This window comes from Streptomyces sp. YPW6, assembly GCF_018866325.1.
Classification (GTDB): domain Bacteria; phylum Actinomycetota; class Actinomycetes; order Streptomycetales; family Streptomycetaceae; genus Streptomyces.
Genome location: NZ_CP076457.1, coordinates 4,431,456 through 4,453,507 on the forward strand (window position 1 = coordinate 4,431,456; position 22,052 = coordinate 4,453,507).

Sequence of the window (22,052 nt, forward strand, 5' to 3'; positions counted from 1 at the left end):
CGGCGTTTCTGACTGGGCGTCAGCTATTGACGGGGTGCGGTCGCGGTGGAACAGTCGGTCGCACCGCTATCTGACGGATCGTCAGATGAGTTGCCGGGAAACTTGAGGACGGTGAACCTCCGTGGAATTCGGGCTCTTTGTTCAGGGGTACGTGCCCGCCGCGCGTGCCAAGGTGGACCCCGAGGCAGAGCACAAGGCGCTGATCGAGGAGACCGAGTACGTCATCCAGGCGGACAAGTCCGGCTTCAAGTACGCCTGGGCCTCCGAGCACCACTTCCTGGAGGAGTACTCGCATCTCTCCGCCAACGACGTCTACCTCGGCTATCTCGCGCACGCCACCGAGCGCATCCACCTCGGCTCCGGCATCTTCAACCCGCTCGCGCCCGTCAACCACCCGGTGAAGGTCGCCGAGAAGGTCGCGATGCTCGACCATCTCTCCGAAGGCCGCTTCGAGTTCGGCACCGGGCGGGGGGCGGGCAGCCACGAGATCCTCGGGTTCATGCCGGGCATCACCGACATGAACCACACGAAGGAGCTGTGGGAGGAGACGATCGCGGAGTTCCCCAGGATGTGGCTCCAGGACGAGTACGCCGGCTTCCAGGGCAAGCACTGGTCGCTGCCGCCGCGCAAGGTCCTGCCGAAGCCGTACGGGGGTGCGCACCCGGCCATGTGGTACGCGGCCGGGTCGCCGTCCTCGTACGCCATGGCGGGCCGGAAGGGGCTCGGGGTCCTGGGCTTCAGCGTGCAGAAGGTCTCCGACATGGAGTGGGTCGTCGAGTCCTACAAGAACGCGGTCAAGGACGCGGAGCCGGTGGGGGCGTTCGTCAACGACAACGTGATGGTGACGTCCACGGCCATCTGTGCCGAGACGCACGCCGAGGCGGTGCAGATCGCGGTGGGCGGGGGGCTCAACTACCTCCAGTCGCTGCTGTTCCGCTACCACGACACGTTTCCGCGGCCGGAGGGCGTTCCGGAGTGGCCGGAGCTGCTTCCCGAGTACACCGAGGAGATCGTGGAACTGCTCATCGCGGAGGAGCTGATGATCTGCGGTGATCCGGACGAGGTGCTGAAGCAGTGCCGGCGGTGGGACCGGGCGGGGGCGGACCAGCTGAGCTTCGGGCTGCCGATCGGGATCAGCCCCGAGCACACGATGAACACGATCCGGTTGATCGGGGAGCACGTGATTCCGCGGATCGACACGGATCCGGTGCACCGGACCTCCCGCTTCCGGGCCGCCGCGAACTGATTCGGGGCGCTGCCCCGGACCCCGCTCCTCCATCGCCGGAGGGGCTCGACCACCCAGCTCCTCCGGCGGTTGAGGGGCGGGCGTGTGGGGGCGGAGCCCCCGCCGGCAGGCCGGGCGGCGTCTTCCCGGACCGTCGCCCTGTGAGCCGGGGTGCGCACCGCGGCCACCGGCGTGCGCACCCCGGCTGTCCCGACCGAGCCGAAGAAGGAACCCCCGAAGGGAACCGTCATGCTCGACCACCTCATCCGCCGCGCGACCGTCGTGGACGGCACCGGCGGGCCCGCGTACACCGCCGACGTCGGCCTCCGCGGCGGCCGGATCGCCGTCATCGCCGAGCCCGGTACCGTCACCGAGGAGGCCGTCACCGGCGAGGACGCCGACGGGCTCGTCCTCGCCCCCGGGTTCGTCGATCCGCACACCCACTACGACGCCCAGCTCTTCTGGGACCCCTACGCCACCCCCTCCATGAACCACGGCGTCACCACCGTCGCGGGCGGAAACTGCGGCTTCACCCTCGCCCCGCTCCACCCCGGCCGGCCCGAGGACGCCGACTACACCCGGCGGATGATGTCGCGGGTGGAGGGGATGGCCCTCGCCGCGCTGGAGGAGGGCGTCGACTGGACCTGGTCCACCTTCCGCGAGTACCTCGACGCCCTCGAAGGGCGCATCGCCGTCAACGCCGGGTTCATGGTCGGGCACTGCGCCCTGCGGCGGCACGTCATGGGCCCCGACGCCGTCGGCGGGCAGCCCACCCCCGCCCAGCTGGACGCCATGCTGGCCCTCCTCCACGAGGCGATGGACGCCGGGGCCTGGGGGCTCTCCACCACCCAGTCCGCCACCCACTCCGACGGCGACGGCGAACCCGTCGCGTCCCGGCACGCCCGCCCCGAGGAACTCCTCGCGCTGTCCCGGGCCGTCGGCGAGCACGAGGGGACCCAGCTGGAGGCGATCGTCGCCGGGTGCCTGGACCAGTTCTCCGACGAGGAGATCGACCTCCTCGTCGACATGACCGCCGCGGCCGGGCGCCCCCTCAACTGGAACGTCCTCACCATCGACGCCGCCGTCCCCGAACGCGTACCGCGCCAGCTGGTCCCCAGCGAACGCGCCCGCCGCGCCGGCGGGCGGATCGTCGCGCTCACCATGCCGATCCTCACGCCGATGAACATGTCGCTCGGCACCTTCTGCGCCCTCAACCTCATCCCCGGCTGGGGCGAGATCCTCGCCCTCCCCGTCCCCGAGCGCATCGAGCGCCTCCGGGACCCCGGCACCCGTGCCGAGATGCTGCGCCGCGCCGACAGCAAGGAGGCCGGGGTCTTCCGGCGGCTCGCGCACTTCGGCCGGTACGTCATCGGGGACACCTACAGCGCCGCCAACGAAGGCCTCACCGGGCGGGTCGTCGACGACATCGCGGCCGAGCGCGGCCAGGACCCCTTCCACTGCCTCGTCGAGATCTGCGCCGCCGACGGCCTCCGGACGGTCCTGTGGCCGATGCCCACCGACAACGACCCCGGCTCCTGGGCGCTGCGGCAGCACACCTGGGAGCACGAGGACGTCCTGCTCGGCGGCTCCGACGCGGGCGCGCACCTGGACCGGATGTGCGGGGCCCCGTACACCACCCGCTTCCTCGGCGACTGTCTGCGCGGGCGCAAGCTCCTCCCGCTGACCGCCGCCGTCAAGATGCTCACCGACGATCCCGCCCGGCTCTTCGGGCTGCGCGAACGCGGCCGGATCGAGGAGGGGTTCCACGCCGACCTCGTCCTCTTCGACCCCGCGCGGATCGACGCCGGACCCGCCACCCTCGTCCACGACCTGCCCGGGGACAGCCCGCGCCTGGACTCCAGGGCCATCGGCATCGTCTCCGTACGCGTCAACGGCGTCGAGACCCTGCGCGACGACAAGGTGACGGGGGCCGTGCCGGGGACGGTGCTGCGCTCGGGCCGCGACACCCGGACGGTGAGTACCGCGTGAACCCCGCAGCGGAGCGGCTGTTCATCGCCGGGGAGTGGGCCGAGCCCGCCGGAGGGCACTACGAGGTCGTCGACCCCGCCACCGAGGAGACCGTCGCTCTGGCGCCCGAGGCGAGCCGCGCCCAGGTGTACGAGGCGGCAGCGGCGGCGAGAGCGGCCTTTCCCGCCTGGTCGCGGACCCGGCCCGAGGAGCGCGCCGCGATCCTGGACCGTACGGCGGACATCGTCCGGCGCGACCTCCCCGCCCACGCCGAGGTCGCCCGGCGGGAGAGCGGGGCCACCGCCGCCACCGCCCGGGGGATGCAGGTGGGGGTGGGCATCGCCCGGTTCCGGCGGTACGCGCGCGGTGCGCTGGAGCCCGTCGAGGAGGCCGTCGCCCCCCAGGTCAACGAGGCCGGGCCGATGGGGCGGGCCGGGATCTTCGGGGCGCTGGCCGTCCGCCAGCCGGTCGGCGTGGTCACCTGCGTCACCTCGTACAACAACCCGTGGGCCAACCCGGCGGGCAAGGTCGCGCCCGCGCTGGCGATGGGCAACACGGTCGTCGTGAAGCCCGCCCCGCAGGACCCGCTGTCCGTCCTCCGGATGGCCGCCGCCCTCGCGGAGGCGGGTGTTCCGCCGGGCGTGGTGAACGTCGTGACCGGTTCGGGCGCAGAAGCCGGGGAGGCCGCCGTCGACTCCCCGGACGTCGACATGGTCAGCTTCACCGGGTCCACCGCCGTCGGGCAGCGCATCGCGGAGGTGTGCGGGCGCGGGATGAAACGGCAGCTGATGGAACTGGGCGGAAAGGGGGCGGCCCTGGTGCTGGAGGACGCCGACCTGGGCTCGGCGGTCGCGGGGATCGGGACCACCTTCTCGTTCTACAGCGGACAGATCTGTACGGCTCCGACCCGCGTCCTGGTCCACCGGTCCCGGTACGACGAGCTGATCGCCCGGCTCGCCGCGTACGCCGACGCGCTCACCGTCGGCGATCCGGCCGACCGGGCCACCGTGGTCGGCCCGGTCATCTCCGCCGCCCACCGCGACCGCGTCGAGGCGTATGTGGAGCTGGGCCGGAAGGAGGGCGCGCGGGTGGTCACCGGCGGCGCCCGCCCCGCGCGTCCGGACCGGGGCTTCTACGTGGCCCCCACCCTGCTGGCCGACTGCACCCCCGGCATGCGGGTGGTCCGCGAGGAGATCTTCGGGCCGGTCGTCGTGGTCGTCCCCTTCGACGACGAGGAGGAGGGCGTCGCGCTGGCCAACGACAGCGACTACGGCCTCATCGACTACGTCTGGTCCGGCGACGTCGCCCGCGCCTTCCGCGTCGCCCGGCGGCTGCGCTCGGGCGGGGTCGGCGTCAACACGGTCGGGCGGAACATGGAGGCCCCGTTCGGCGGGTTCCGGAAGAGCGGGGTGGGGCGGGACGTGGGCTCGTACGCCCTGCACGCCTACAGCGAGACACAGGCGATCGTGTGGCCCGGATAGACCCGCGGCCGAGCGCCGCGGGAAAATTTTGAACCTACCCAAAACGGACAGGGCTACGGTTACCGTACGGCGTCACGCTTGGTCGCATGGCATGGATTGCAAGTCTTCACGCGGAAGTGACCTTGAATTCATGAAGTGTTGGCGCAATAGTGCTCGCTGTATCCAAGGTTGAGACGTTGGAGTCTCACGCTCCGGATGTGGATATCGCAGCGCATAGCGTCCTCCTCATGACTCAGCTGGACGCGCGGCCACGGGCCGGAGACACGGTACGGGGAAGCTCCCCGGCCGACGGTGGCAGTGGCGGTGGCGACGTGCGCGGCAAGGGGCTCGGCGGCAACTCCGTCGGGCTCGTGGGCAGCGCCGTCATCGGCATCTCCACCGTCGCGCCCGTCTACTGCCTGACCTCCACCCTCGGCTCCACCGCCGGAGAGGTCGGCGTGCAGATGCCCGCCATCTTCCTCGCCGGCTTCCTGCCGATGCTGCTCGTCGCCTTCGCCTACCGCGAGCTGAACAAGGCCATGCCGGACTGCGGCACCTCCTTCACCTGGACGGTGAAGGCCTTCGGCCCGCGCGTCGGCTGGATGTGCGGCTGGGGACTGGTCATCGCGACGATCATCGTCCTGTCCAACCTGGCGGGCGTCGCCACCTCGTTCTTCTGGCTGCTGGCGGGCGAGGTCACGGGCAACCCGTCGGTCGCCGCCCTGGACGACAGCAAGCTCGTCCACATCGGCACCTGTCTCGTCCTGATCGCCGCCGCCACCGCCATCAGCTACCGGGGGATGACCGCCACCAAGGGCATCCAGTACACCCTGGTGGCCCTCCAGCTCGCCGTTCTCGCGCTGTTCGTGACGATGGCCGTGAACAAGGCGGGCAGCGGCGGCGCGGACTTCGCCACCTCCCTCGACTTCTCCTGGTCCTGGCTCAACCCCTTCGCCGTCCAGTCCTTCGCCGCCTTCACGGCCGGACTCTCCCTCTCCATCTTCATGTTCTGGGGCTGGGACACCTGTCTGACCACCAACGAGGAGACCGCCGGCAGCCGCCAGACCCCCGGCCGGGCCGCGCTCGTCGCCATGGTCGTCCTGGTCGGCTCCTACCTGGCCACCGCCGTCGCCGCCCAGATGGCCGTCGGCTCCGGCACCACCGGCCTCGGCCTCGCCAACCCGGAGACCGGCGAGAACGTCTTCGCCGCCCTGGCCGGACCGGTCATGGGCTCCGGACTCGGCGTGCTGCTCTTCGTCGCCGTCCTCGCCTCGGCCGCCGCCAGCCTCCAGACCACGTTCATCCCGGTGGCCCGCACGGTCCTGGCGATGTCGACGTACGAGGCGATGCCCGCGTCGTACGCGAAGGTCCACCCCCGCTTCAAGACGCCCGGCCGGGCGACGGTCGTGGCGGGCATCGGAACCGGGGTCTTCTACACCGTGATGACGCTGGTCAGCGAGCACGTGCTGATCGACACCATCTACGCCCTCGGCCTCATGATCTGCTTCTACTACGCGCTGACCGCCTTCGCCTGCGCCTGGTACTTCCGGGCCGAACTGACCCGCTCCGCCCGCGACCTGGTCTTCAAGGGCCTCTTCCCGCTGCTCGGCGGCATCCTGCTCGCCGCCGTCTTCGCCAAGACCCTCTACGACATGTGGGACCCGGCGTACGGGTCCGGCTCCTCGGTCCTCGGGGTCGGCTCGGTGTTCGTCATCGGGGTGGGGCTGCTGCTCCTCGGTGCGGTGCTGATGGTCGCGATGGGGCGCCGCAGCCCGGCGTTCTTCCGGGGCGAGGTGCTCACGAAGGAGACCCCGGCCCTCGTGGTCGAGGACTGAGGTCTCCGCGCGGTGCGACGTCGCCGGGCTACGGCTGCCAGTAGCCCAGCGCGTTCACCCGGTCCTTGGGCAGGCCCAGCTCCTTGCGCAGGTACGCCGACAGCGCCCGGGTCGTCGACGTGTCGCAGGCGACCCAGACGTACGCGTCCGAGTGGTCCGCGCCCAGTGCCTCCGGCAGGGCCGCCTTCACCTCGGAGACCAGGTGCGCACCGGCCTCGCGGCGCTCCACGTGGTGCAGGGTGTGATGGGCCTCGTCGAGACGGAAGGGCAGTTTCCGGTCCTCCTCGTGCGCGGTCTCGAACCAGATCGTCGCCGGGGTCGAAGGGACCGCGTCCAGCAGGGAGTTGATCGCGGGCAGCGCCGCCGCGTCACCGATCACGAAGAGGCGCTTCGGCGCCGGGTCGGGCAGCGTGAACCCGGTCCCCTGGAGCGTCGCCTCGATCGTGTCGCCGGGCCGGGCGCCGCGTGCCCAGTCGCAGGCGGGGCCCTCGTGGAGAGCGAACTCCAGGCTGAAGGTCCCGGCCTCGGGGTCCGGGTCCACCAGGGTGAAGGCGCGCTGATGCGGCTTGCCGGCCTTCTCGAACCAGAGCCGCACCCACATCGTGGGGTGCGCCCCGCCGGTCGCGGCGAGCAGCCCGCCGTCGGTCAGGTGCACCCGGCGGAAGCGTTCGGTGACCTGCTCGGCGCCGGTCACGGTGAACGTGAAATCCCGCCCCCGGAACAGTTTGAGAACGACGCCTTCCCAGCCATGCCCCACGGTGCTCCCCACCCTCTCCTGCCGCCCCGACCCACTGCCTGAGCGTTGCTTTTAGGTTAGGCTAACCTAAATCTCGGTGCAGGGGGAGTGGCTGAAAACCACCGGGATCGGAAGATGGGCAGGGCGATGACCGCTGACGTCGACAGCGAGAGATCCGGCGCGGGACCGGCCGAGGGGCCGGACGAGGCGCCCGGCCGGGTGCGGGACCGGGCGCCGGGGGCGGAATCCGGCGGCTACGAGGTCTTCCACGACGACTGGGGGATACCCCACCTGCGGGCCGCCGACGCGCTCACCCTGGCCCGTGCCCAGGGCCGTGCGACCGCCCTCGACCGGGCCTGGCAGCTGGAGACCGAACGGCACCGGGTGCTCGGCACCAGCGCCTCCCACCTCGGCCCGGAGGCCGTCGAGTGGGACCGGTTCGTGCGGCGGGCCCGGATCGCCGACACCGCCCGCCGCTGCTTCGACCGCCTCGCACCCGAGACCGCCGCCTGGGTGACGGCGTACGTCGACGGCGTCAACGAGGGCCTCGCCGAAGGGGCCGGCCGGACGCCCGAATTCGCCGCCGTGGGCCTGGCGCCCGGCCGCTGGGAGCCCTGGACCCCGCTCGGCGTCTGGCTCTCCACGCACATCCTGTTCGCGGGGTTCCCGACCAAGCTCTGGCGCGAAGAGGTGGCCCGCCGGCTCGGCGAGGACCTGATGACCCTCTTCGCCACCGACGGCCCCGGCACGGCGGGCAGCAACGGCTGGCTGCTCACCGGCGCCCGCACCGCCAGCGGGGCCCCGCTCCTGGCGGGCGACCCGCACCGCTTCATCGAGGACCCCGGCGTCTACCAGCAGATCCGTCTGGCCTGCCCCGAGTTCGACGTCGTCGGCCTCGCGGTCCCCGGCATCCCCGGCATCGCCCACTTCGGCCACACCGGGCACGTCGCCTGGGCGATCACCAACGCCATGGCCGACTACCAGGACCTCTACCGGGAGCGGTTGCGCCGCACCCCGGACGGCGGAGTGGAGGCGCTCGGCCCGGACGGCTGGTACCGCGCCCACGCCCACACCGAGACGATCGAGGTGGCGGGGGCGGACCCGGAGCAGGTCGAGGTGATCGAGACGGACCGGGGTCCGGTGATCATCGGAAGCGACCCCCGGACCGGGGAAGACACCGAAGAGGCCCGCCCCGGGGCCGGTGGAACCGCCGAGGACGCCCGCTCCGGGCCCGCCGAGCCTGCTGAGGGCGTCCGTTCCGCTCGCGGTGAGCCTGCCCGGGGCGTCCGCCCCGGGGGCGGTGAACCTGTCGGGGACGTCCGTTCCGGGGGTGATGAGCCCGCGACGGAAGGCCGTTCCCGCACCGGCGGGGCCGCCGAGGGGACCTTCATCAGCCTGCGCTACCCGCCCCGCGTCACCGGCGAGCTCGGCTTCGACGCGCTGCCCGCGCTGCTCCGGGCCCGTACGGTCGCCGATGTCGACACCGCCCTCGACCGCTGGGTCGAACCCGTCAACGTGGTCCTGGCCGCCGACACCGCCGGGTCCACCCTGCACCGGGTCGCCGGGCACGTCCCGGTGCGCCCGTACGCCAACCGGCTGCGGGTCGTCCCCGCCGAGGACCCGGCGTACGCCTGGCGCGAGGGAGAGACCGTCCCCCTGCCCCGTACCGAGGTCGACGGCTCCGACGACGCCGGGGGCCCCGGTGGCTTCGCGGCCTCGGGCGACCCCGAGGGCGCCGCCGGCCCGGAGGGCACCGGCGGCTGCACCGAATCCGGGGCCTCCGAGGGCCCCGACCGCCCCGGCGGAATCGCGGCGACGGCGAACGAGCGCGGGATCGCGGCGACGGCGAACGCGCGCGGGATCGCGGTGATGGCGAACGAGCGCGGGCTCGCCGCCCCGCTCGGCGTCGAGTTCGCACCCCCGCACCGGGCCCGCCGGATCGGGGAGTTGCTCGGCGCGGGCAGCGACTGGACCCCCGACGCCCAGGCCGCCGTCCACACCGACACCCTGCTCGCCTCCTCCCGCCCGCTGCTGTCCCTGCTCGCCCGGACCTCGGGCCTCGGCCCCGCCGCCGGCCGGCTCCGGGACCGGCTGCTGAGCTGGGACCGCCACATGGACGCGGACAGCACCGACGCGACCCTCTACGCCCGCCTGCGCACCGACGTCGTCCACCGGCTGGCCGCCCACCCGGCGCTGCAGGGCGTCACGGGCGACGACGACCCCTGGCGCTCGCCCGCCTACCCCGCCCTCTTCCGCCCCTGGCTCGCCGCCGTCCCCCGGATCGGCTACGCCCTGGAGAGCCTGCTCACCGTCGGACTCCTGCCGGACGACGACCGGGTGGCGCTCGTCGCGGCGGCGGCCGAGGCCGTCGCCGCGACCGCCGAGGAGACCCCGCCCGCCCCCTGGGGCGAGCTCCACCGGCTGTCCCCCTGGCAGGCCCTGCCGGACCTCACGTCCGACGGCCCCGACGCGGAGGCGATCCGGCCCGGGGTCGCGGGCGACCACGACTGCGTGCTGTCCACCTCCAGCGTCCCCGGCATCACCGACCTGTTCGCCCGGGGGCCGGCCGCCCGCTACGTCTGGGACCTGGCCCGCCGCGAGGACAGCCGGTGGGCGGTCCCCTTCGGCGCGTCCGGCGTCCCCGGGTCCGCCCACCACCGCGACCAGACCCCCCTGTGGGTCCGGGGCGCGCTCGCCCCGGTCGTCACGGACTGGAACCTGCTGCACCGCACGTCGCACCACCCCGAGGAGAACCCCGCCATGACCGTCGCCGAACCTGTCGCGCCCGCCCTGCGCCCGGCCGTCCACGACCAGAAGATCGAGGGCTTCGGCACCGTCCGCCTGGTCCCCGTCGACCCGGCGGCCGACGCCGAGCTGCTGCACGGCTGGGTCACCGAGGAACGGGCCCGTTTCTGGGGCATGGCCGACCACACCCGTGAACAGGTCCGCGAGATCTACGCGTTCGTCGACTCGCTCCCCACGCACCACGCCTACCTCGCCCTGCGCGACGGGGTTCCGGCCGCGCTCTTCCAGACGTACGAGCCCGACGCCGACCCGGTCGGCGAGTGCTACGACGTCCAGCCCGGGGACTTCGGCGTCCACCTGCTGATCGCGCCCGCCGAGGGCGAGGGAGCGGTGAAGGGGTACACGGAGGCCCTGCTCGCCGCGTTCATCGGCTACGTCTTCAGCGACCCCGCCCACCTGAGGGTCGTCGTGGAACCGGACGCCCGCAACGACAAGGCGATCGCCCGGATGGTCCGGGTCGGGTTCGAGCTGGGCCCGGAGATCCGGAAGCCGGAGAAGACGGCCCGGCTCGCGTTCCTGACGCGGGCGGCGCTGGGACTGGCGTAACGGGAACCGCTCGCACGGGGGCGGGGACGGACCCGCCCCCGCCGGACCGTAGGGCCGCACCCGGCCCTACGGCGCCGGGTCCTCCGCCCCGTCCGGGTGCAGGGCGCCGCCCGGCCGGAACAGCCGCTTGGCCACCGCGTGCCCGCGCTCCGCCGCCATCCGGAACCACGGCCGCGCCGCCGCCAGGCCCTCGCGCTGCTCGACCAGGCGGCCCAGCTCCCACATCGACTCCGTGTCACCGGCCTTCACCGCCTGCCGCAGCAGCCGCTCGGCCGTGTCGGGACGGCCCTCGGCCCGTGCGGTCAGGGCGAGCGTCCGCAGCCTCCGCACCGCCCGCGCGTCCCCGGCGGCGGCCGCCGCCGCCAGCTCGCGCGGATCGGCGGGGCGGCGGTAGCGGTTCCCCAGGACCAGCAGGATCCCGAGCACCCACATGATCCAGCTCAGGCTGATCAGCGTGCCGCTGCCGGTGACGACGCCGGTCAGGCTCAGCGCGCCGCCCGCGGGCAACAGGAAGTACCCCAGCCCCCGTCCCGGCCCCACTCCCGGTCCCATGCCCGCTCCTCTCCGCCCGGCCTCGTGGCCGCCCGTGCTTCGACCCTTCCCGCTCCTCAGCCCGCCGTACCGGCGTCCGCGTCGAGGAAGACCGGATTGGTGAGCGCCGCGAACGCGCCCGGCAGCCCCGGAACGGACGGGGCGTGCCGGACCTCGGCGCGCACGTACGCGGCGTGGGCGGGGGTCGTACGCCACTCCACCACGCCCGCGCCCGAGGCGGGCAGCGGGGTGGTCAGCAGGACCCCCTGGTCGGTGACCAGGCGTACCGTGCAGCCGGCGGCCGCCCCCGACACCTCCAGCCGGACGGTCACGGGCGCGGCGGCCGCCGCCCGCAGCCGCCGGCCGATGCCCGCGTGCCGGCCGCGCCCGTCCACGGCGGCGAAGGAGAGGCTCAGGGCGGCGGACTCGGCGAGGTAGGAGCGGCCCGCCCGGATGCCCGCGAGGACCGCCCGCCGCGACAGCGACTCGGCCAGGACGACGGTCTGCGGGTGGCCCACCCGGTCCGGCTCGCGGTGGGCGTCGCTGTTGCCCATCGCGGGAAGCCAGCGCCCCGGCCGGCCGTCGCCGTCGCTTCTGTCCCGTACGGCGGCCACCAGCGTGTTGTCCCACGCGGCGAGAGCGACCTCGTCGTCCGGCGTCCAGGGCCCGTTCCACACCTCCACCGCGTCCGCCTCCGCGAGGCCGAACTTCCAGGCGCAGCCGATGCAGGTGGCGTGCGGATGGGCGGGCACGACGAGTCCGCCCGCCCGGCGGACCTGGTGCGCGTACCGGCCGAAGCGGTGGTCGCGGGCCCGGTAGCGCCAGTCGACGAAGACGCCCGGATCGGTGCCGACGGCGAGCACGTGCCCGTTGCGGGTGGTGATCTCCTCGCCGGTCAGGATCAGCAGGTCGTCGCCCCACAGCCCGTCCCACGCGGCGTGCGCGGAGGTGGTGTTGTGCTCGCTGCTGTTGATGAAGTCGAGCCCGGCGGCCCGCGCGGCGGCCGCGACCTCGGCCGGGGTGCGCCGCCCGTCGGAGTGGACGGAGTGGACGTGGCAGTCGCCCCGGTACCAGGCCCGGCCGCGCCCCTTGGCCCGCTCGGGCGGGTGGGCCGGTGCGGGGGCGGGGGCCGCCTCGCCGAAACGGAGGGTGATCGTCACCTCGTACGGGAGGCCCTCGGGGGCGACGGTGTAGGGGGCCAGGGCGATGTGCCAGGTCCCGGGGCGTACGGGACCGGGGAGATAGCCGGGCGTGGCGGCGTCGGACCGGACGAAGAACGAGGTGCGCGCCCCGCCGGACCAGCCCCGGAAGCCGCGCCCGCCGAGGGCCGTTCCGCGTTCGTCGAAGAGGCCGATGTCGAGTGCGTTGCCCTGGGTGCCGGGCGGGACGGGCGGCCTGTCGTACGCGTAGGAGACGGCGAGCTCGGCCACCCCGCGCGGGACGTCGACCGGGAGGTACACGTAGTCGGGTGCTCCGACGGGCAGCGTCCCACGCACGGTCCGGGTGCGGTGGAGACCCTCGGGACCGGGACGGTCCTCGGCTCGGGCGAAGCTCACGGGGGCCAAGGTTAAGCCGGTGGCCGCGGTCGCCGCGAGGAGGCCGCGCCGGTTCATGGCGGTGTTCGTGGTGGCGTTCATGGCCGACACGGTCTCGGATTTCGACGGCATACGGCTTACGTTGGCGCTTCGCAGGGACGACGTACAGAGGGACGACGTAAGCAGGGCAGAAGGACAGACAGTAAGGACAGAAGGACAGACAGAAGAACAGCGGGACAGCAGGGCGGCAGAGCAGCAGGACGACGTAGAGGACAGCAGGACGACGTACAGGACGCCGAGCGAGACGACGGCGGCGACCACGGAGTGTCACGGAGGCGGCTTCGATGCGGATTTCCACCACGATCTTCCTCACCGACGAGACGGTGACCCCGGTCAGGCTCGCGCGCGAGCTGGAGCAGCGGGGGTTCGGCGGGCTGTACCTGCCCGAGCACACGCACATTCCGGTGAGCCGCCGCACGCCGTACCCGATGGGCGGCGAGCTGCCCCGCGAGTACGGCCGCACGCTGGACCCGTTCGTCGCCCTCGGCCAGGCCGCCGCCGTCACCGAGCGCCTGGCCCTGGGCACCGGCATCACGCTGGTCGCCCAGCACGACCCGATCGACCTCGCCAAGCAGGCGGCCACCCTGGACAACCTCTCCGGCGGCCGGTTCACCCTCGGCGTCGGCTACGGCTGGAACGTCGAGGAGGCCGCCGACCACGGGGTGGACTGGCCGACGCGCCGGGACCGCGTCCGGGACCGGATGGCGCTGATGCGGGCCCTGTGGGCGGACGAGCCGGCCGGGTACGCGGGGGCGTTCGGGTCGGTCCAGCCGAGCGAGGCGCACCCGAAGCCGGTCCAGCGGCCCCGCGGCCCGGTCAACGGCCCGCGCACGCTGATCGGCGGCGGGGCGGGCCCGAAGCTGTTCACGCACATCGCCCAGTACGCGGACGGCTGGCTGCCCATCGGCGGCGGGGGCCTCACCGAGTCCCTGCCGAAGCTGCGGGCGGCCTGGGAGGAGGCCGGGCGTGACCCGAAGGGCCTCCAGGTGGTTCCGTACGCGGTCCTGCCGAGCCCCGGGAAGCTCGCCCACTACGCGGAGCTGGGCATCGGGGAGGTCGTGCTCCAGCTGCCCTCGGCGGACGAACCGGAGGTGCTGCGGACCCTGGACGCGTACGCCGCGTACCTGTGAGAAAGGCCTCCCAGGGGCCAGCGGTGCAACCGCGCCGGGGTACAGGGCATCCTTGTTCACCGGGGATCGCTATACGCGGGCCGCAGGCCCGCCCGGGTGGGGAGTGGAATGAACAGGCCGTTGCGGCACATAGCCATCTTCTGCGGGCTGCTGGTGCTGGCCCTGCTGCTGCGGGCGAACTGGCTCCAGCACGTCGACCGCCAGGAGCTGGCGCAGCACGAGCACAACGCCCGGGTGAGGTTCGAGCGGTTCTCCACCCCGCGCGGCGACATCATCGTCGGCGGCAAGGCGATCACCGGGTCGAAGGAGACCGACAGCCGGGACTACGCGTTCATCCGGACCTACAAGAACGGTCCGATGTACGCGCCCGTCACCGGGTACGCCTCCCAGTCCCGGGGCACCTCGCTGCTGGAGCGGACCTACGACAGCGTCCTCAGCGGCCAGGACGACCGCTTCGCCTTCCGGCACGCCAAGGACGTCCTGACCGGTCAGCCCCGGCGCGGCGGTGACGTGATCACCACGATCGACGCCAAGGCGCAGAAGGCCGCCTACAAGGGGCTGACGGACCTGGGCGCCCGCGGCGCGGTGGTCGCCCTGGACCCGAGCACCGGAAAGGTGCTGTCGCTGGTCTCCACGCCCTCGTACGACCCCGAGGTCTTCGCCGGCATCTCCTTCAAGGAGAGCGACCGCTTCACCGCGCTGGAGAAGAAGAAGGGCAAGCCGCTGGCCAACCGCCCGCTGCGCGAAACGTACCCGCCGGGCTCCACCTTCAAGATCCTCACGGCCGCGGCGGCGCTGGAGCACGGCGTGGTCACCGATGTGGACGCCCGCACGGACGCCGTCTCGCCGTACCCGCTGCCGCTCTCCTCGAACAAGATCGGCAGCGAGGCGGGTGACGCCGTGTGCGACAAGGCCTCGATGAAGACCGCCATGCAGTACTCCTGCAACAACGTCTTCCTCGACGCCGCCGCCGAACTGGGCGATGAACGGATGCGGGAGACGGCGGAGAAGTTCGGCTTCAACGAGGACGTGTACGCGGAGGAGTTCGGCGACATGCTCGCCACGAAGAGCCTCTACCCGGAGAAGCTCGACAAGCCCGGCACGGCTCTCACGGGCATGGGCCAGGGCAGTCTGACCAGCACCCCGATGCAGATGGCGATGGTCACGGCGGCCCTCGCCAACGACGGCAAGCTGATGCAGCCCTACATCGTCGACGAACTGCGCGGCCCGGACCTCTCCACGCTGGAGAAGAACGAGCCGATGGAGATGAGCCAGGCCGTCTCGCCGGAGACGGCGAAGAAGGTCCAGGAGATGATGGAGCACACCGCGAAGGAGGGCAGCGCCCAGCGCGCCCTGATCGACGGTGTCACGGTCGGCGGCAAGACGGGCACCGCCCAGCGCGGTGTGGATGTCCGCGACAAGGTCCCGTACGGCTGGTTCGTCAGCTACGGCAAGAAGGACGACGGCCGCTCGGTGGCGGTCGCGGTGTTCATCGACCCGACCGACATGGACATCTCCCGCTCGGACATCTCGGGCGGCCGCCTCGGCGCCCCGATCGCGAAGAGCGTGATGCAGGCGGTGCTGGGGGACTGAGCCGTGCCCGTTCTGGAGACGGGCGGCCGAGCAGCAAGATGCCCCACCTGGCGTGCACGGTGGGGCATCTTGCTGTTCCGTGTGTCAGAGGGTGTCGAACGTCCCGCTCCGTACGCCTGCGACGAACGCGGCGAAGGCGGTGGCGGGGACGGTGACCACGGGGCCGTCGACGACCTTGGAGTCACGGACGGGGACGATGCCGTGCGTGGCGGTGAGGTCGGCGGCGACCTCGACGCAGTTGCCGCCGTTGTTGCTGTACGAGGACGTGAACCATCGGGGGGATTCGGTCGTCACGGGGTGCCCTTTCGCAGCTGGCTGATCTTGGCCACCGACGCCGTCTGCGACAGCGACGCGCCCTGAAGCTGATGGTAGGCCGTCAACATGGGGAGGACGAACGAGCTTTCCCGGTCAAGATGCCCCTGAGTCTGCGACTCGGCGTAGCAGACCACTGACCGGTCCGGCAGCGTCAGGATGTTGACCGGCAGATCGAACGTCCTCTGCTCTCCGATCTCGTACGGAGCCACCTGAAGCAGTGTGTTGGGCAGTTCGGCCAATTCCATCAGCCGGTCCAGCTGGGCGTTCATGACGGCGGGGCCTCCCACCGGGCGGCGAATGCAGCTTTCGTCCATGGTGACGAAGAGCATGGGCGGATTCGGCCGCACCAGGGCCGCTTGGCGCTCCGCCAGGTAGGACACACGGTCATCGGCCTGCTCCGGTGTGATCGCTCCCCGCCGTACGGCACTGTCGGCCAGGACCCGCGCGTACTCCGGGGTCTGCAACAGCCCAGGGATGATGCCGACTTCGTAGAGCCTGATCTCCACCGCCCGGCCTTCGTACCTCACGTACTCCGGGAAGCCCTCCAGCAAGGTCAGGTCCTTCATCGCCTGGACCATGCGGCTGAACTTGTCGCCGGTCCCCAGCGCCCTGTCAACACTTCTCGCGAAGCGTGGAGTCGGAGAACGCCGACCAGTTTCCACGGCCGAGATATGCGTCCCCGAGCACCCCATGCGACCGGCTAACTCATCCTGCGTCCAGCCACGCGCATCTCTGGCCTGCCTCAACTGCAACCCGAAGGAAGCATCCGGGTCCTCGGGATCGAGCTGCTTGCGATTCACCATGCCGAAGCCCTAACTCTCTGAGCAAAACTCGCAGGTTGAAGACGTATCGACCCTAGGTCACGCTGAATCGCCCCGGTAGCCGAACAGCTACGGAGAGGAGCGATCGATGGACGGCGAGAACGTGTGCCCGAATATCCAGGAACCCTCTGGTCTTCCCGCCCCCGGAACCCTCATGGTCGACACCAGCCGCGCCGACCGTGTGGGCGAGTTCCGGGGGGCCGCCGGCCCCTACTGGTCCCTGAGGCCCGTCGGGGGCGGCGCGGAGTGGGAGGCCGAGCCCCGCCACCTGCGCCCCGCGCTCCTGATGGAGCAGCTCCGCGCCCGTACCGCACGGCTCAACGCCCGCAGCCGGGGCGAGGTCCTGTGAACCCGCGCCCCCACCCGCACCCCCTCGCCGAACTCGTGCGCATCGAGTCCGATCCGGCCTACCGAGCGCTGTTCTGCGCCGAGTTGGACGCGGCCATCCGGGACCGTTTCGCCAACCGCGCCGCCGTCGTCGCTGAGGTCCAGGCGGCGGCCGACCGGTTGCGGGCGCTGATCCTGCACGGCGAACCCGGGCCGTCCACATGACGCGGCGCGTCACCGGGTACGCCGCCGAGGTCACCGTCTCCGACGGTCAGCGGTCCGCCTCGCTCGGCGGGGTCACCGTACGGAACCGGCGGCTTGCCCTCCTCTGGCTCCGGCGCCAGGCCCTGCGCCTGGCCAACAGCCACGGGCTGCCCCTCGCACCCGAGCCCGTACGGCTGCCGGCCGGCGACGTACGGACGGTCCGCTTCCACGGGGCGCACGCCCCCGAAGCGCTGCGCCGCTGGGCCACCCACGGCCCGTGCCAGGACCATGCGATACGGGCCCTGGAGGCCGGGTTCCCCGCCCTGTTCACCGTGCTCGACCCCGCCGTCGGACTGAGCCTGACCCTCGCAGGATGGCGCGGCTCGCCCGCCGACCGGTAAACCCCTGCCACGAAACGGAGTTGACTCCCGTGCTCCAGTGCACCGCCGTCACGCTGCTGCCGCCCGACGCCGTGGCACGCCTCACGGCCCCCGGGACGGACACCCCCGACAACCCCGAGCCCTACGTCCTGTGCGAACTCGGCACGCACGACGACCGGCACCCCGAACACGCCGCCCACCTCATCCCGGGCCGGACACCCGACGCACCGGCCCTGTGGTTCTTCTGGACCGGCAGCGCACCCGACCGCACCCACCGCACCACCCTCGCCCCCTGGTGCCCCGCCGTCCTGCGCCACCTCGACTCCGGCCCCCTCCAGCGCTGCGCCTACGCCGACCACCACACCCCGCCCCACTCCTGGGACGTGACCGACCCGCTCGGCGACCTGCTCGCACAGCACCTCACCACCGACGACTCCCCCGAAGGGTGACCCCGCACCCCATGAACCAGTGCACCGCCATCGCCCTGCTGCCGCCCCCGGCGCACGTCCTCGCCCTGACGGCGGCCCCCGGCCACCACCGCCCGGAGGCCGGACACATCCTCTGCGAACTCGGCGAGCACCACGACGGCGACCACGCCACCATGCTCTGGGACGAGGGCGGACGGCCGGGAAGCGCCGTCTGGGCCCACTGGCACACGCACCGGGCCCGGCTCCTGCCGCATTCCTGGTGCGCAGCCCTCGACCCCCGGGACACCGACCACGCATGCGGACTCTTCGCCGGACACCCACCCGGCCACAGCTGGGACATCACCGATCCCACCGACGAAGCCATCACACAAGACCTGGCCCGGCAGCATCCCCACCTGTTCCGCTAGCCGCACCGCTGGAGCGACGGACGCCCCCTCGCACAGCCGAGGGTCTGTGCCCCGCCGCCCGACCGCAGCCGCCGCCCGGTCGCGGCCCTCGCCGCCCGGTCGCCCTTGACCGGGTGCGGGGGAGTGCGGGGGCACCCTCTGGCGAGCTAGCGAACCGACCTCAGCGCTCCCCGCCGCACGACCTTCAGGCCCTCGTCCTTCGAGGCGTCCGGGGCTGTCGCGGTGTCCTGGGCCGCGGGTGCGCACGAGTCCTCCGCCGCGTCCCGGGCCGCCGGTGCGTCCGGCTCCACGGAGGCCGGACCCGAGGACGTACCACCGGAGCCCGCCGGCTCCGCCGACCCCGCCAGCCCCGCCAACTCCGTCAACGCGTCGATACGGAAGTCCGCCGTCTCCACCACGTCCGGGTGGTCCGCCCACCAGTGCCCGTACGGTCCGCGCCGCAGATGCGCCGTCCGCAGCCCCGCCGCGGCGGCCGGGAACAGGTCGTCGGCCGGGTGGTCGCCCACGTACAGCGTCGCCTCCGGGGCCGCGCCGGACGCCTCCGCCACCCGCGCGAAGAACTCCGGGTCCGGCTTGCGCACGCCCCACTCGTCGGCGGTGACCACCAGATCGGCGGGCAGGTCCAGCGCCCGCAGCAACTCCCCGGCCCGGACCGTGCCGTCCCCCGCCACCACGACCCGCACGCCCGCGGAGCGCAGTTCGCCCAGTGCGGGCCGGACGTCCTGGTAGAGGTCCGACTCGTCGAGGTGTTCCCCGCGCCCGGCGGCGGCCCGCGCGCGGCAGGCCGCCTCGACGTCCATGCCGGGCCGCAGGATCCGCAGCGCGTCCGTGGCCTCGCGGCCCTGGGCGACGACCGCGCCCACCAGTGCCCCGAGCGTGTGGGGTGGTACGCCGAGCCAGTCGGCCCAGGACGCCCAGTGCCGGTCGTCGCGTACGAGGGTTTCGCCGATGTCGAGGACGATCGTTTCCATCATCGTCCCGACCTTAGGCGCGCGGAGGCCGTCCACCGGTGAACGTCCGGGTGAGTCGGCCCGCACGGGTGACCACGGCCACCTCCCGGCCTGCGGGGTCTCCACCGAGGCCCTGATCCGGAGCGGGCGCCTCGCTCGTATGCTCGGTTCATGACCGATCCCGATCCCGACCCTCAGAGCGGACGTCCCACCTCCAACGCCATGCGGCGCGCGCTCAAACGCGCCCGTGACGGTGTCGCCCTCGATGCGACCGAGGCCGCCGTCCTGCTCCAGGCGCGCGGCGACGACCTGAAGGATCTGGCCGCGTCCGCCGCCCGCGTCCGGAACGCGGGCCTGGAGGCCGCGGGCCGGCCGGGCGTGATCACGTACTCCCGCAAGGTCTTCATCCCGCTCACCCGCCTCTGCCGCGACCGGTGCCACTACTGCACCTTCGTCACCGTCCCCGGAAAGCTGCGCCGCGCGGGCCACGGGATGTTCCTGTCCCCCGACGAGGTGCTGAAAATCGCCCGCGAGGGTGCGGCGATGGGCTGCAAGGAAGCCCTGTTCACGCTCGGCGACCGCCCCGAGGACCGGTGGCCGGAGGCGCGGGAGTGGCTGGAGGCGGAGGGGTACGACGACACCCTCGCGTACGTACGCGCCATGGCGATCCGGGTCCTGGAGGAGACGGGCCTGCTGCCCCACCTCAACCCGGGCGTCATGACCTGGACCGACCTCCAGCGCCTCAAGCCGGTCGCCCCCTCGATGGGGATGATGCTGGAGACGACGGCGACCCGCCTGTGGTCCGAGCCGGGCGGCCCGCACCACGGCTCGCCGGACAAGGAACCGGCCGTACGGCTGCGGGTGCTGGAGGACGCGGGACGCTCCAACGTCCCCTTCACCACCGGCATCCTGATCGGGATCGGCGAGTCGTACGAGGAGCGCGCCGACTCCCTGTTCGAGTTGCGGAAGACGGCCCGCGCCTACCACGGCATCCAGGAAGTCATCGTGCAGAACTTCCGCGCCAAGCCGGACACGGCGATGCGCGGGATGCCCGACGCCGAGCTGGAGGAGCTGGCCGCCGCCATCGCCGTGGCCCGGCACATCCTCGGCCCCTCCGCCCGCATCCAGGCCCCGCCGAACCTGGTGGACGCCGAGTACGCGCTCCTCATCGGGGCGGGCATCGACGACTGGGGCGGGGTCTCGCCGCTCACCCCCGACCACGTCAACCCCGAGCGCCCCTGGCCGCACATCGACGAACTGGCCCGGAAGACGGCGGACTCGGGCTTCCAGCTCCGCGAACGCCTCACGATCTACCCGGAGTTCATCCAGCGCGGCGAGCCGTGGCTCGACCCCCGGCTCCTCCCGCACGTCCGCGCCCTGGCCGACCCGGAGACGGGCCTCGCCCGGGAAGGCGCACTGCCCACCGGCCTGCCCTGGCAGGAGCCGGACGAGGGGTTCACCTCCTCCGGCCGCACCGACCTGCACGCCACCATCGACACCGAGGGCCGCACGGGCGACCGCCGTGACGACTTCGACGAGGTGTACGGGGACTGGGAGGCGCTCCGCGAGGCGGCGGCCCCCGGGATGGTCCCGTCCCGGATCGACGCCGACGTACGCCAGGCGCTGAGCCAGGCCGCCGACGACCCGACGAAGCTCACCGACGACCAGGCCCTCGCCCTGCTCCACGCGGACGGCCCGGCGCTGGACGAGCTGTGCCGGATCGCGGACGCGCTGCGCCGGGACGTGGTCGGCGACGAGGTCACGTACATCGTCACGCGGAACATCAACTTCACCAACGTCTGCTACACCGGCTGCCGCTTCTGCGCCTTCGCCCAGCGCCGCACGGACGCCGACGCGTACACCCTCTCCCTGGACCAGGTCGCGGACCGGGCGGCGCAGGCGTGGGACGTCGGGGCGGTCGAGGTCTGCATGCAGGGCGGGATCCACCCGGACCTGCCCGGGACGGCGTACTTCGACATCGCGCGGGCGGTGAAGGAGCGCGTCCCCGGTATGCACGTCCACGCGTTCTCCCCCATGGAGGTCGTCAACGGGGCCACCCGCACCGGCATGTCGATCCGCGACTGGCTGACCGCCGCCAAGGAAGCGGGACTCGACTCGATCCCCGGGACGGCGGCGGAGATCCTGGACGACGAGGTCCGCTGGGTCCTCACGAAGGGCAAACTGCCCACGGCCACCTGGCTGGAGGTCATCAGGACGGCGCACGAGGTGGGCCTGCGCTCGTCCTCGACGATGATGTACGGGCATGTCGACCAGCCCCGGCACTGGCTCGGCCACTTCCGCACACTGGCCCGACTCCAGCAGGAGACGGGCGGGTTCACGGAGTTCGTCACGCTCCCCTTCATCCACACCAACGCCCCGGTCTACCTGGCGGGCATCGCCCGCCCGGGGCCGACGGACCGCGACAACCGTGCGGTGACGGCGATGGCGCGACTCCTCCTCCACCCGCACATCACGAACATCCAGACGAGCTGGGTGAAGCTCGGCACGGAGGGTGCGGCGGAGATGCTCCGCTCGGGCGCGAACGATCTGGGCGGCACGCTGATGGAAGAGACCATCTCCCGCATGGCGGGGTCGAGTTACGGCTCGTACCGCTCCATCCAGGACCTGAAGGCCATCGCCGACCTGGCGGGCCGCCCGTCCCGTCCGCGGACGACGCTCTACGGCGAGGTCCCGCCCGAACGCGTCGCGGCGGCCACGGCGTCGGACGGACACCTGCCGGACCTGCTGCCGGTGCTGCCGAGCTGAGGAGCTTGGGGGAGGGGGCGGGGGCTGCGC

General features: G+C 72.7%; 19 protein-coding genes. 13 read left to right on the forward strand and 6 right to left on the reverse strand.

Going from position 1 to position 22,052, the window contains the following annotated elements:
• Positions 1-121: 121 nt before the first annotated feature.
• The 4 genes from KME66_RS19690 to KME66_RS19705 all read left to right on the forward strand — a co-directional run bounded on the left by KME66_RS19690 (position 122) and on the right by KME66_RS19705 (position 6,488).
• Positions 122-1,246 carry an LLM class flavin-dependent oxidoreductase gene (locus KME66_RS19690; RefSeq protein WP_073228048.1) on the forward strand — a complete coding sequence of 375 codons (1,125 nt, stop codon included), beginning with the start codon at positions 122-124 and terminating at the stop codon, positions 1,244-1,246.
• A 228-nt stretch (positions 1,247-1,474) separates the two neighbouring features.
• Complete coding sequence (locus KME66_RS19695) at positions 1,475-3,214, forward strand: amidohydrolase family protein (RefSeq protein WP_073228116.1); 1,740 nt, start codon at positions 1,475-1,477, stop codon at positions 3,212-3,214.
• The gene (locus KME66_RS19700) at positions 3,211-4,674 is read left to right on the forward strand and encodes an aldehyde dehydrogenase family protein (protein WP_216324187.1); all 1,464 of its coding nucleotides are present in this window, start codon (positions 3,211-3,213) and stop codon (positions 4,672-4,674) included. Before KME66_RS19695 ends, KME66_RS19700 begins: the two co-directional genes overlap by 4 nt.
• Before the next feature lie 227 nt (positions 4,675-4,901).
• Positions 4,902-6,488: an APC family permease gene (locus KME66_RS19705; protein ID WP_073228055.1), complete on the forward strand. Its 1,587-nt coding sequence runs from the start codon at positions 4,902-4,904 to the stop codon at positions 6,486-6,488.
• A gap of 28 nt (positions 6,489-6,516) precedes the next feature.
• Here KME66_RS19705 and KME66_RS19710 read toward each other — a convergent pair whose 3' ends face one another.
• Positions 6,517-7,245: a siderophore-interacting protein gene (locus KME66_RS19710; protein WP_216329483.1), complete on the reverse strand. Its 729-nt coding sequence runs from the start codon at positions 7,243-7,245 to the stop codon at positions 6,517-6,519.
• Between the two features lie 126 nt (positions 7,246-7,371).
• Between KME66_RS19710 and KME66_RS19715 the strand changes: the two genes are divergently transcribed.
• Positions 7,372-10,575: a GNAT family N-acetyltransferase gene (locus KME66_RS19715; RefSeq protein WP_253208413.1), complete on the forward strand. Its 3,204-nt coding sequence runs from the start codon at positions 7,372-7,374 to the stop codon at positions 10,573-10,575.
• Between the two features lie 66 nt (positions 10,576-10,641).
• Here the strand turns inward: KME66_RS19715 and KME66_RS19720 are convergent, their stop codons facing one another.
• Together KME66_RS19720 and KME66_RS19725 are read right to left on the reverse strand one after the other, a co-directional pair.
• Positions 10,642-11,127: a sel1 repeat family protein gene (locus KME66_RS19720; RefSeq protein ID WP_073228067.1), complete on the reverse strand. Its 486-nt coding sequence runs from the start codon at positions 11,125-11,127 to the stop codon at positions 10,642-10,644.
• A gap of 56 nt (positions 11,128-11,183) precedes the next feature.
• The gene (locus KME66_RS19725) at positions 11,184-12,743 is read right to left on the reverse strand and encodes a CehA/McbA family metallohydrolase (RefSeq protein WP_253208414.1); all 1,560 of its coding nucleotides are present in this window, start codon (positions 12,741-12,743) and stop codon (positions 11,184-11,186) included.
• A gap of 242 nt (positions 12,744-12,985) precedes the next feature.
• Between KME66_RS19725 and KME66_RS19730 the strand changes: the two genes are divergently transcribed.
• Together KME66_RS19730 and KME66_RS19735 are read left to right on the forward strand one after the other, a co-directional pair.
• Positions 12,986-13,831 (forward strand): LLM class F420-dependent oxidoreductase, encoded by an 846-nt coding sequence (locus KME66_RS19730; protein WP_216324191.1) that lies wholly within the window; start codon positions 12,986-12,988, stop codon positions 13,829-13,831.
• 108 nt (positions 13,832-13,939) lie between these two features.
• On the forward strand, positions 13,940-15,424 hold the full coding sequence (locus KME66_RS19735) for a penicillin-binding protein 2 (protein WP_216324193.1): 1,485 nt from the start codon (positions 13,940-13,942) through the stop codon (positions 15,422-15,424).
• Between the two features lie 84 nt (positions 15,425-15,508).
• Here the strand turns inward: KME66_RS19735 and KME66_RS19740 are convergent, their stop codons facing one another.
• Both KME66_RS19740 and KME66_RS19745 read right to left on the reverse strand, forming a co-directional pair.
• Positions 15,509-15,718 (reverse strand): DUF397 domain-containing protein, encoded by a 210-nt coding sequence (locus tag KME66_RS19740; protein ID WP_216324195.1) that lies wholly within the window; start codon positions 15,716-15,718, stop codon positions 15,509-15,511.
• Positions 15,715-16,542 carry a helix-turn-helix transcriptional regulator gene (locus tag KME66_RS19745; protein ID WP_216324197.1) on the reverse strand — a complete coding sequence of 276 codons (828 nt, stop codon included), beginning with the start codon at positions 16,540-16,542 and terminating at the stop codon, positions 15,715-15,717. The genes KME66_RS19740 and KME66_RS19745 overlap by 4 nt, the downstream gene beginning before the upstream one ends.
• Before the next feature lie 106 nt (positions 16,543-16,648).
• Here KME66_RS19745 and KME66_RS19750 point away from each other — a divergent pair, with 106 nt between their 5' ends.
• From KME66_RS19750 to KME66_RS19770, 5 genes are read left to right on the forward strand one after another with little or no spacing between them, the layout of a single operon-like run.
• A complete protein-coding gene (locus tag KME66_RS19750) occupies positions 16,649-16,909 on the forward strand; it encodes a hypothetical protein (RefSeq protein WP_216324200.1) in 261 nt (86 codons plus the stop codon).
• Entirely contained in the window at positions 16,906-17,112 is a 207-nt protein-coding gene (locus KME66_RS19755; RefSeq protein ID WP_216324203.1) for a hypothetical protein, read from the forward strand. Before KME66_RS19750 ends, KME66_RS19755 begins: the two co-directional genes overlap by 4 nt.
• Positions 17,109-17,492, forward strand: coding sequence for a hypothetical protein (locus tag KME66_RS19760; protein ID WP_216324206.1), 384 nt, complete (start codon positions 17,109-17,111; stop codon positions 17,490-17,492). Before KME66_RS19755 ends, KME66_RS19760 begins: the two co-directional genes overlap by 4 nt.
• A gap of 29 nt (positions 17,493-17,521) precedes the next feature.
• Positions 17,522-17,920, forward strand: coding sequence for a hypothetical protein (locus KME66_RS19765; protein ID WP_073228091.1), 399 nt, complete (start codon positions 17,522-17,524; stop codon positions 17,918-17,920).
• Between the two features lie 11 nt (positions 17,921-17,931).
• Positions 17,932-18,306: a hypothetical protein gene (locus tag KME66_RS19770; RefSeq protein WP_216324209.1), complete on the forward strand. Its 375-nt coding sequence runs from the start codon at positions 17,932-17,934 to the stop codon at positions 18,304-18,306.
• Positions 18,307-18,452: 146 nt separating this feature from the next.
• On the opposite strand, the gene KME66_RS19775 is transcribed toward KME66_RS19770, so the two are convergent.
• Complete coding sequence (locus KME66_RS19775; RefSeq protein WP_216329487.1) at positions 18,453-19,277, reverse strand: HAD family hydrolase; 825 nt, start codon at positions 19,275-19,277, stop codon at positions 18,453-18,455.
• Between the two features lie 150 nt (positions 19,278-19,427).
• Here KME66_RS19775 and KME66_RS19780 point away from each other — a divergent pair, with 150 nt between their 5' ends.
• Positions 19,428-22,022, forward strand: coding sequence for a bifunctional FO biosynthesis protein CofGH (locus KME66_RS19780; protein WP_216324212.1), 2,595 nt, complete (start codon positions 19,428-19,430; stop codon positions 22,020-22,022).
• The last annotated feature ends 30 nt before the right edge of the window (positions 22,023-22,052 follow it).

Bases quoted from the DNA above. Each gene is read 5' to 3' on its own strand.
- KME66_RS19695 (WP_073228116.1), top strand. From the start codon at position 1,475: ATGCTCGACCACCTCATCCGCCGCGCGACCGTCGTGGACGGCACCGGC.
- KME66_RS19705 (WP_073228055.1), top strand. From the start codon at position 4,902: ATGACTCAGCTGGACGCGCGGCCACGGGCCGGAGACACGGTACGGGGA.
- KME66_RS19715 (WP_253208413.1), top strand. From the start codon at position 7,372: ATGACCGCTGACGTCGACAGCGAGAGATCCGGCGCGGGACCGGCCGAG.
- KME66_RS19720 (WP_073228067.1), bottom strand. From the start codon at position 11,127: ATGGGACCGGGAGTGGGGCCGGGACGGGGGCTGGGGTACTTCCTGTTG.
- KME66_RS19725 (WP_253208414.1), bottom strand. From the start codon at position 12,743: ATGAACGCCACCACGAACACCGCCATGAACCGGCGCGGCCTCCTCGCG.
- KME66_RS19730 (WP_216324191.1), top strand. From the start codon at position 12,986: ATGCGGATTTCCACCACGATCTTCCTCACCGACGAGACGGTGACCCCG.
- KME66_RS19735 (WP_216324193.1), top strand. From the start codon at position 13,940: ATGAACAGGCCGTTGCGGCACATAGCCATCTTCTGCGGGCTGCTGGTG.
- KME66_RS19745 (WP_216324197.1), bottom strand. From the start codon at position 16,542: ATGGTGAATCGCAAGCAGCTCGATCCCGAGGACCCGGATGCTTCCTTC.
- KME66_RS19750 (WP_216324200.1), top strand. From the start codon at position 16,649: ATGGACGGCGAGAACGTGTGCCCGAATATCCAGGAACCCTCTGGTCTT.
- KME66_RS19760 (WP_216324206.1), top strand. From the start codon at position 17,109: ATGACGCGGCGCGTCACCGGGTACGCCGCCGAGGTCACCGTCTCCGAC.
- KME66_RS19770 (WP_216324209.1), top strand. From the start codon at position 17,932: ATGAACCAGTGCACCGCCATCGCCCTGCTGCCGCCCCCGGCGCACGTC.
- KME66_RS19775 (WP_216329487.1), bottom strand. From the start codon at position 19,277: ATGGAAACGATCGTCCTCGACATCGGCGAAACCCTCGTACGCGACGAC.
- KME66_RS19780 (WP_216324212.1), top strand. From the start codon at position 19,428: ATGACCGATCCCGATCCCGACCCTCAGAGCGGACGTCCCACCTCCAAC.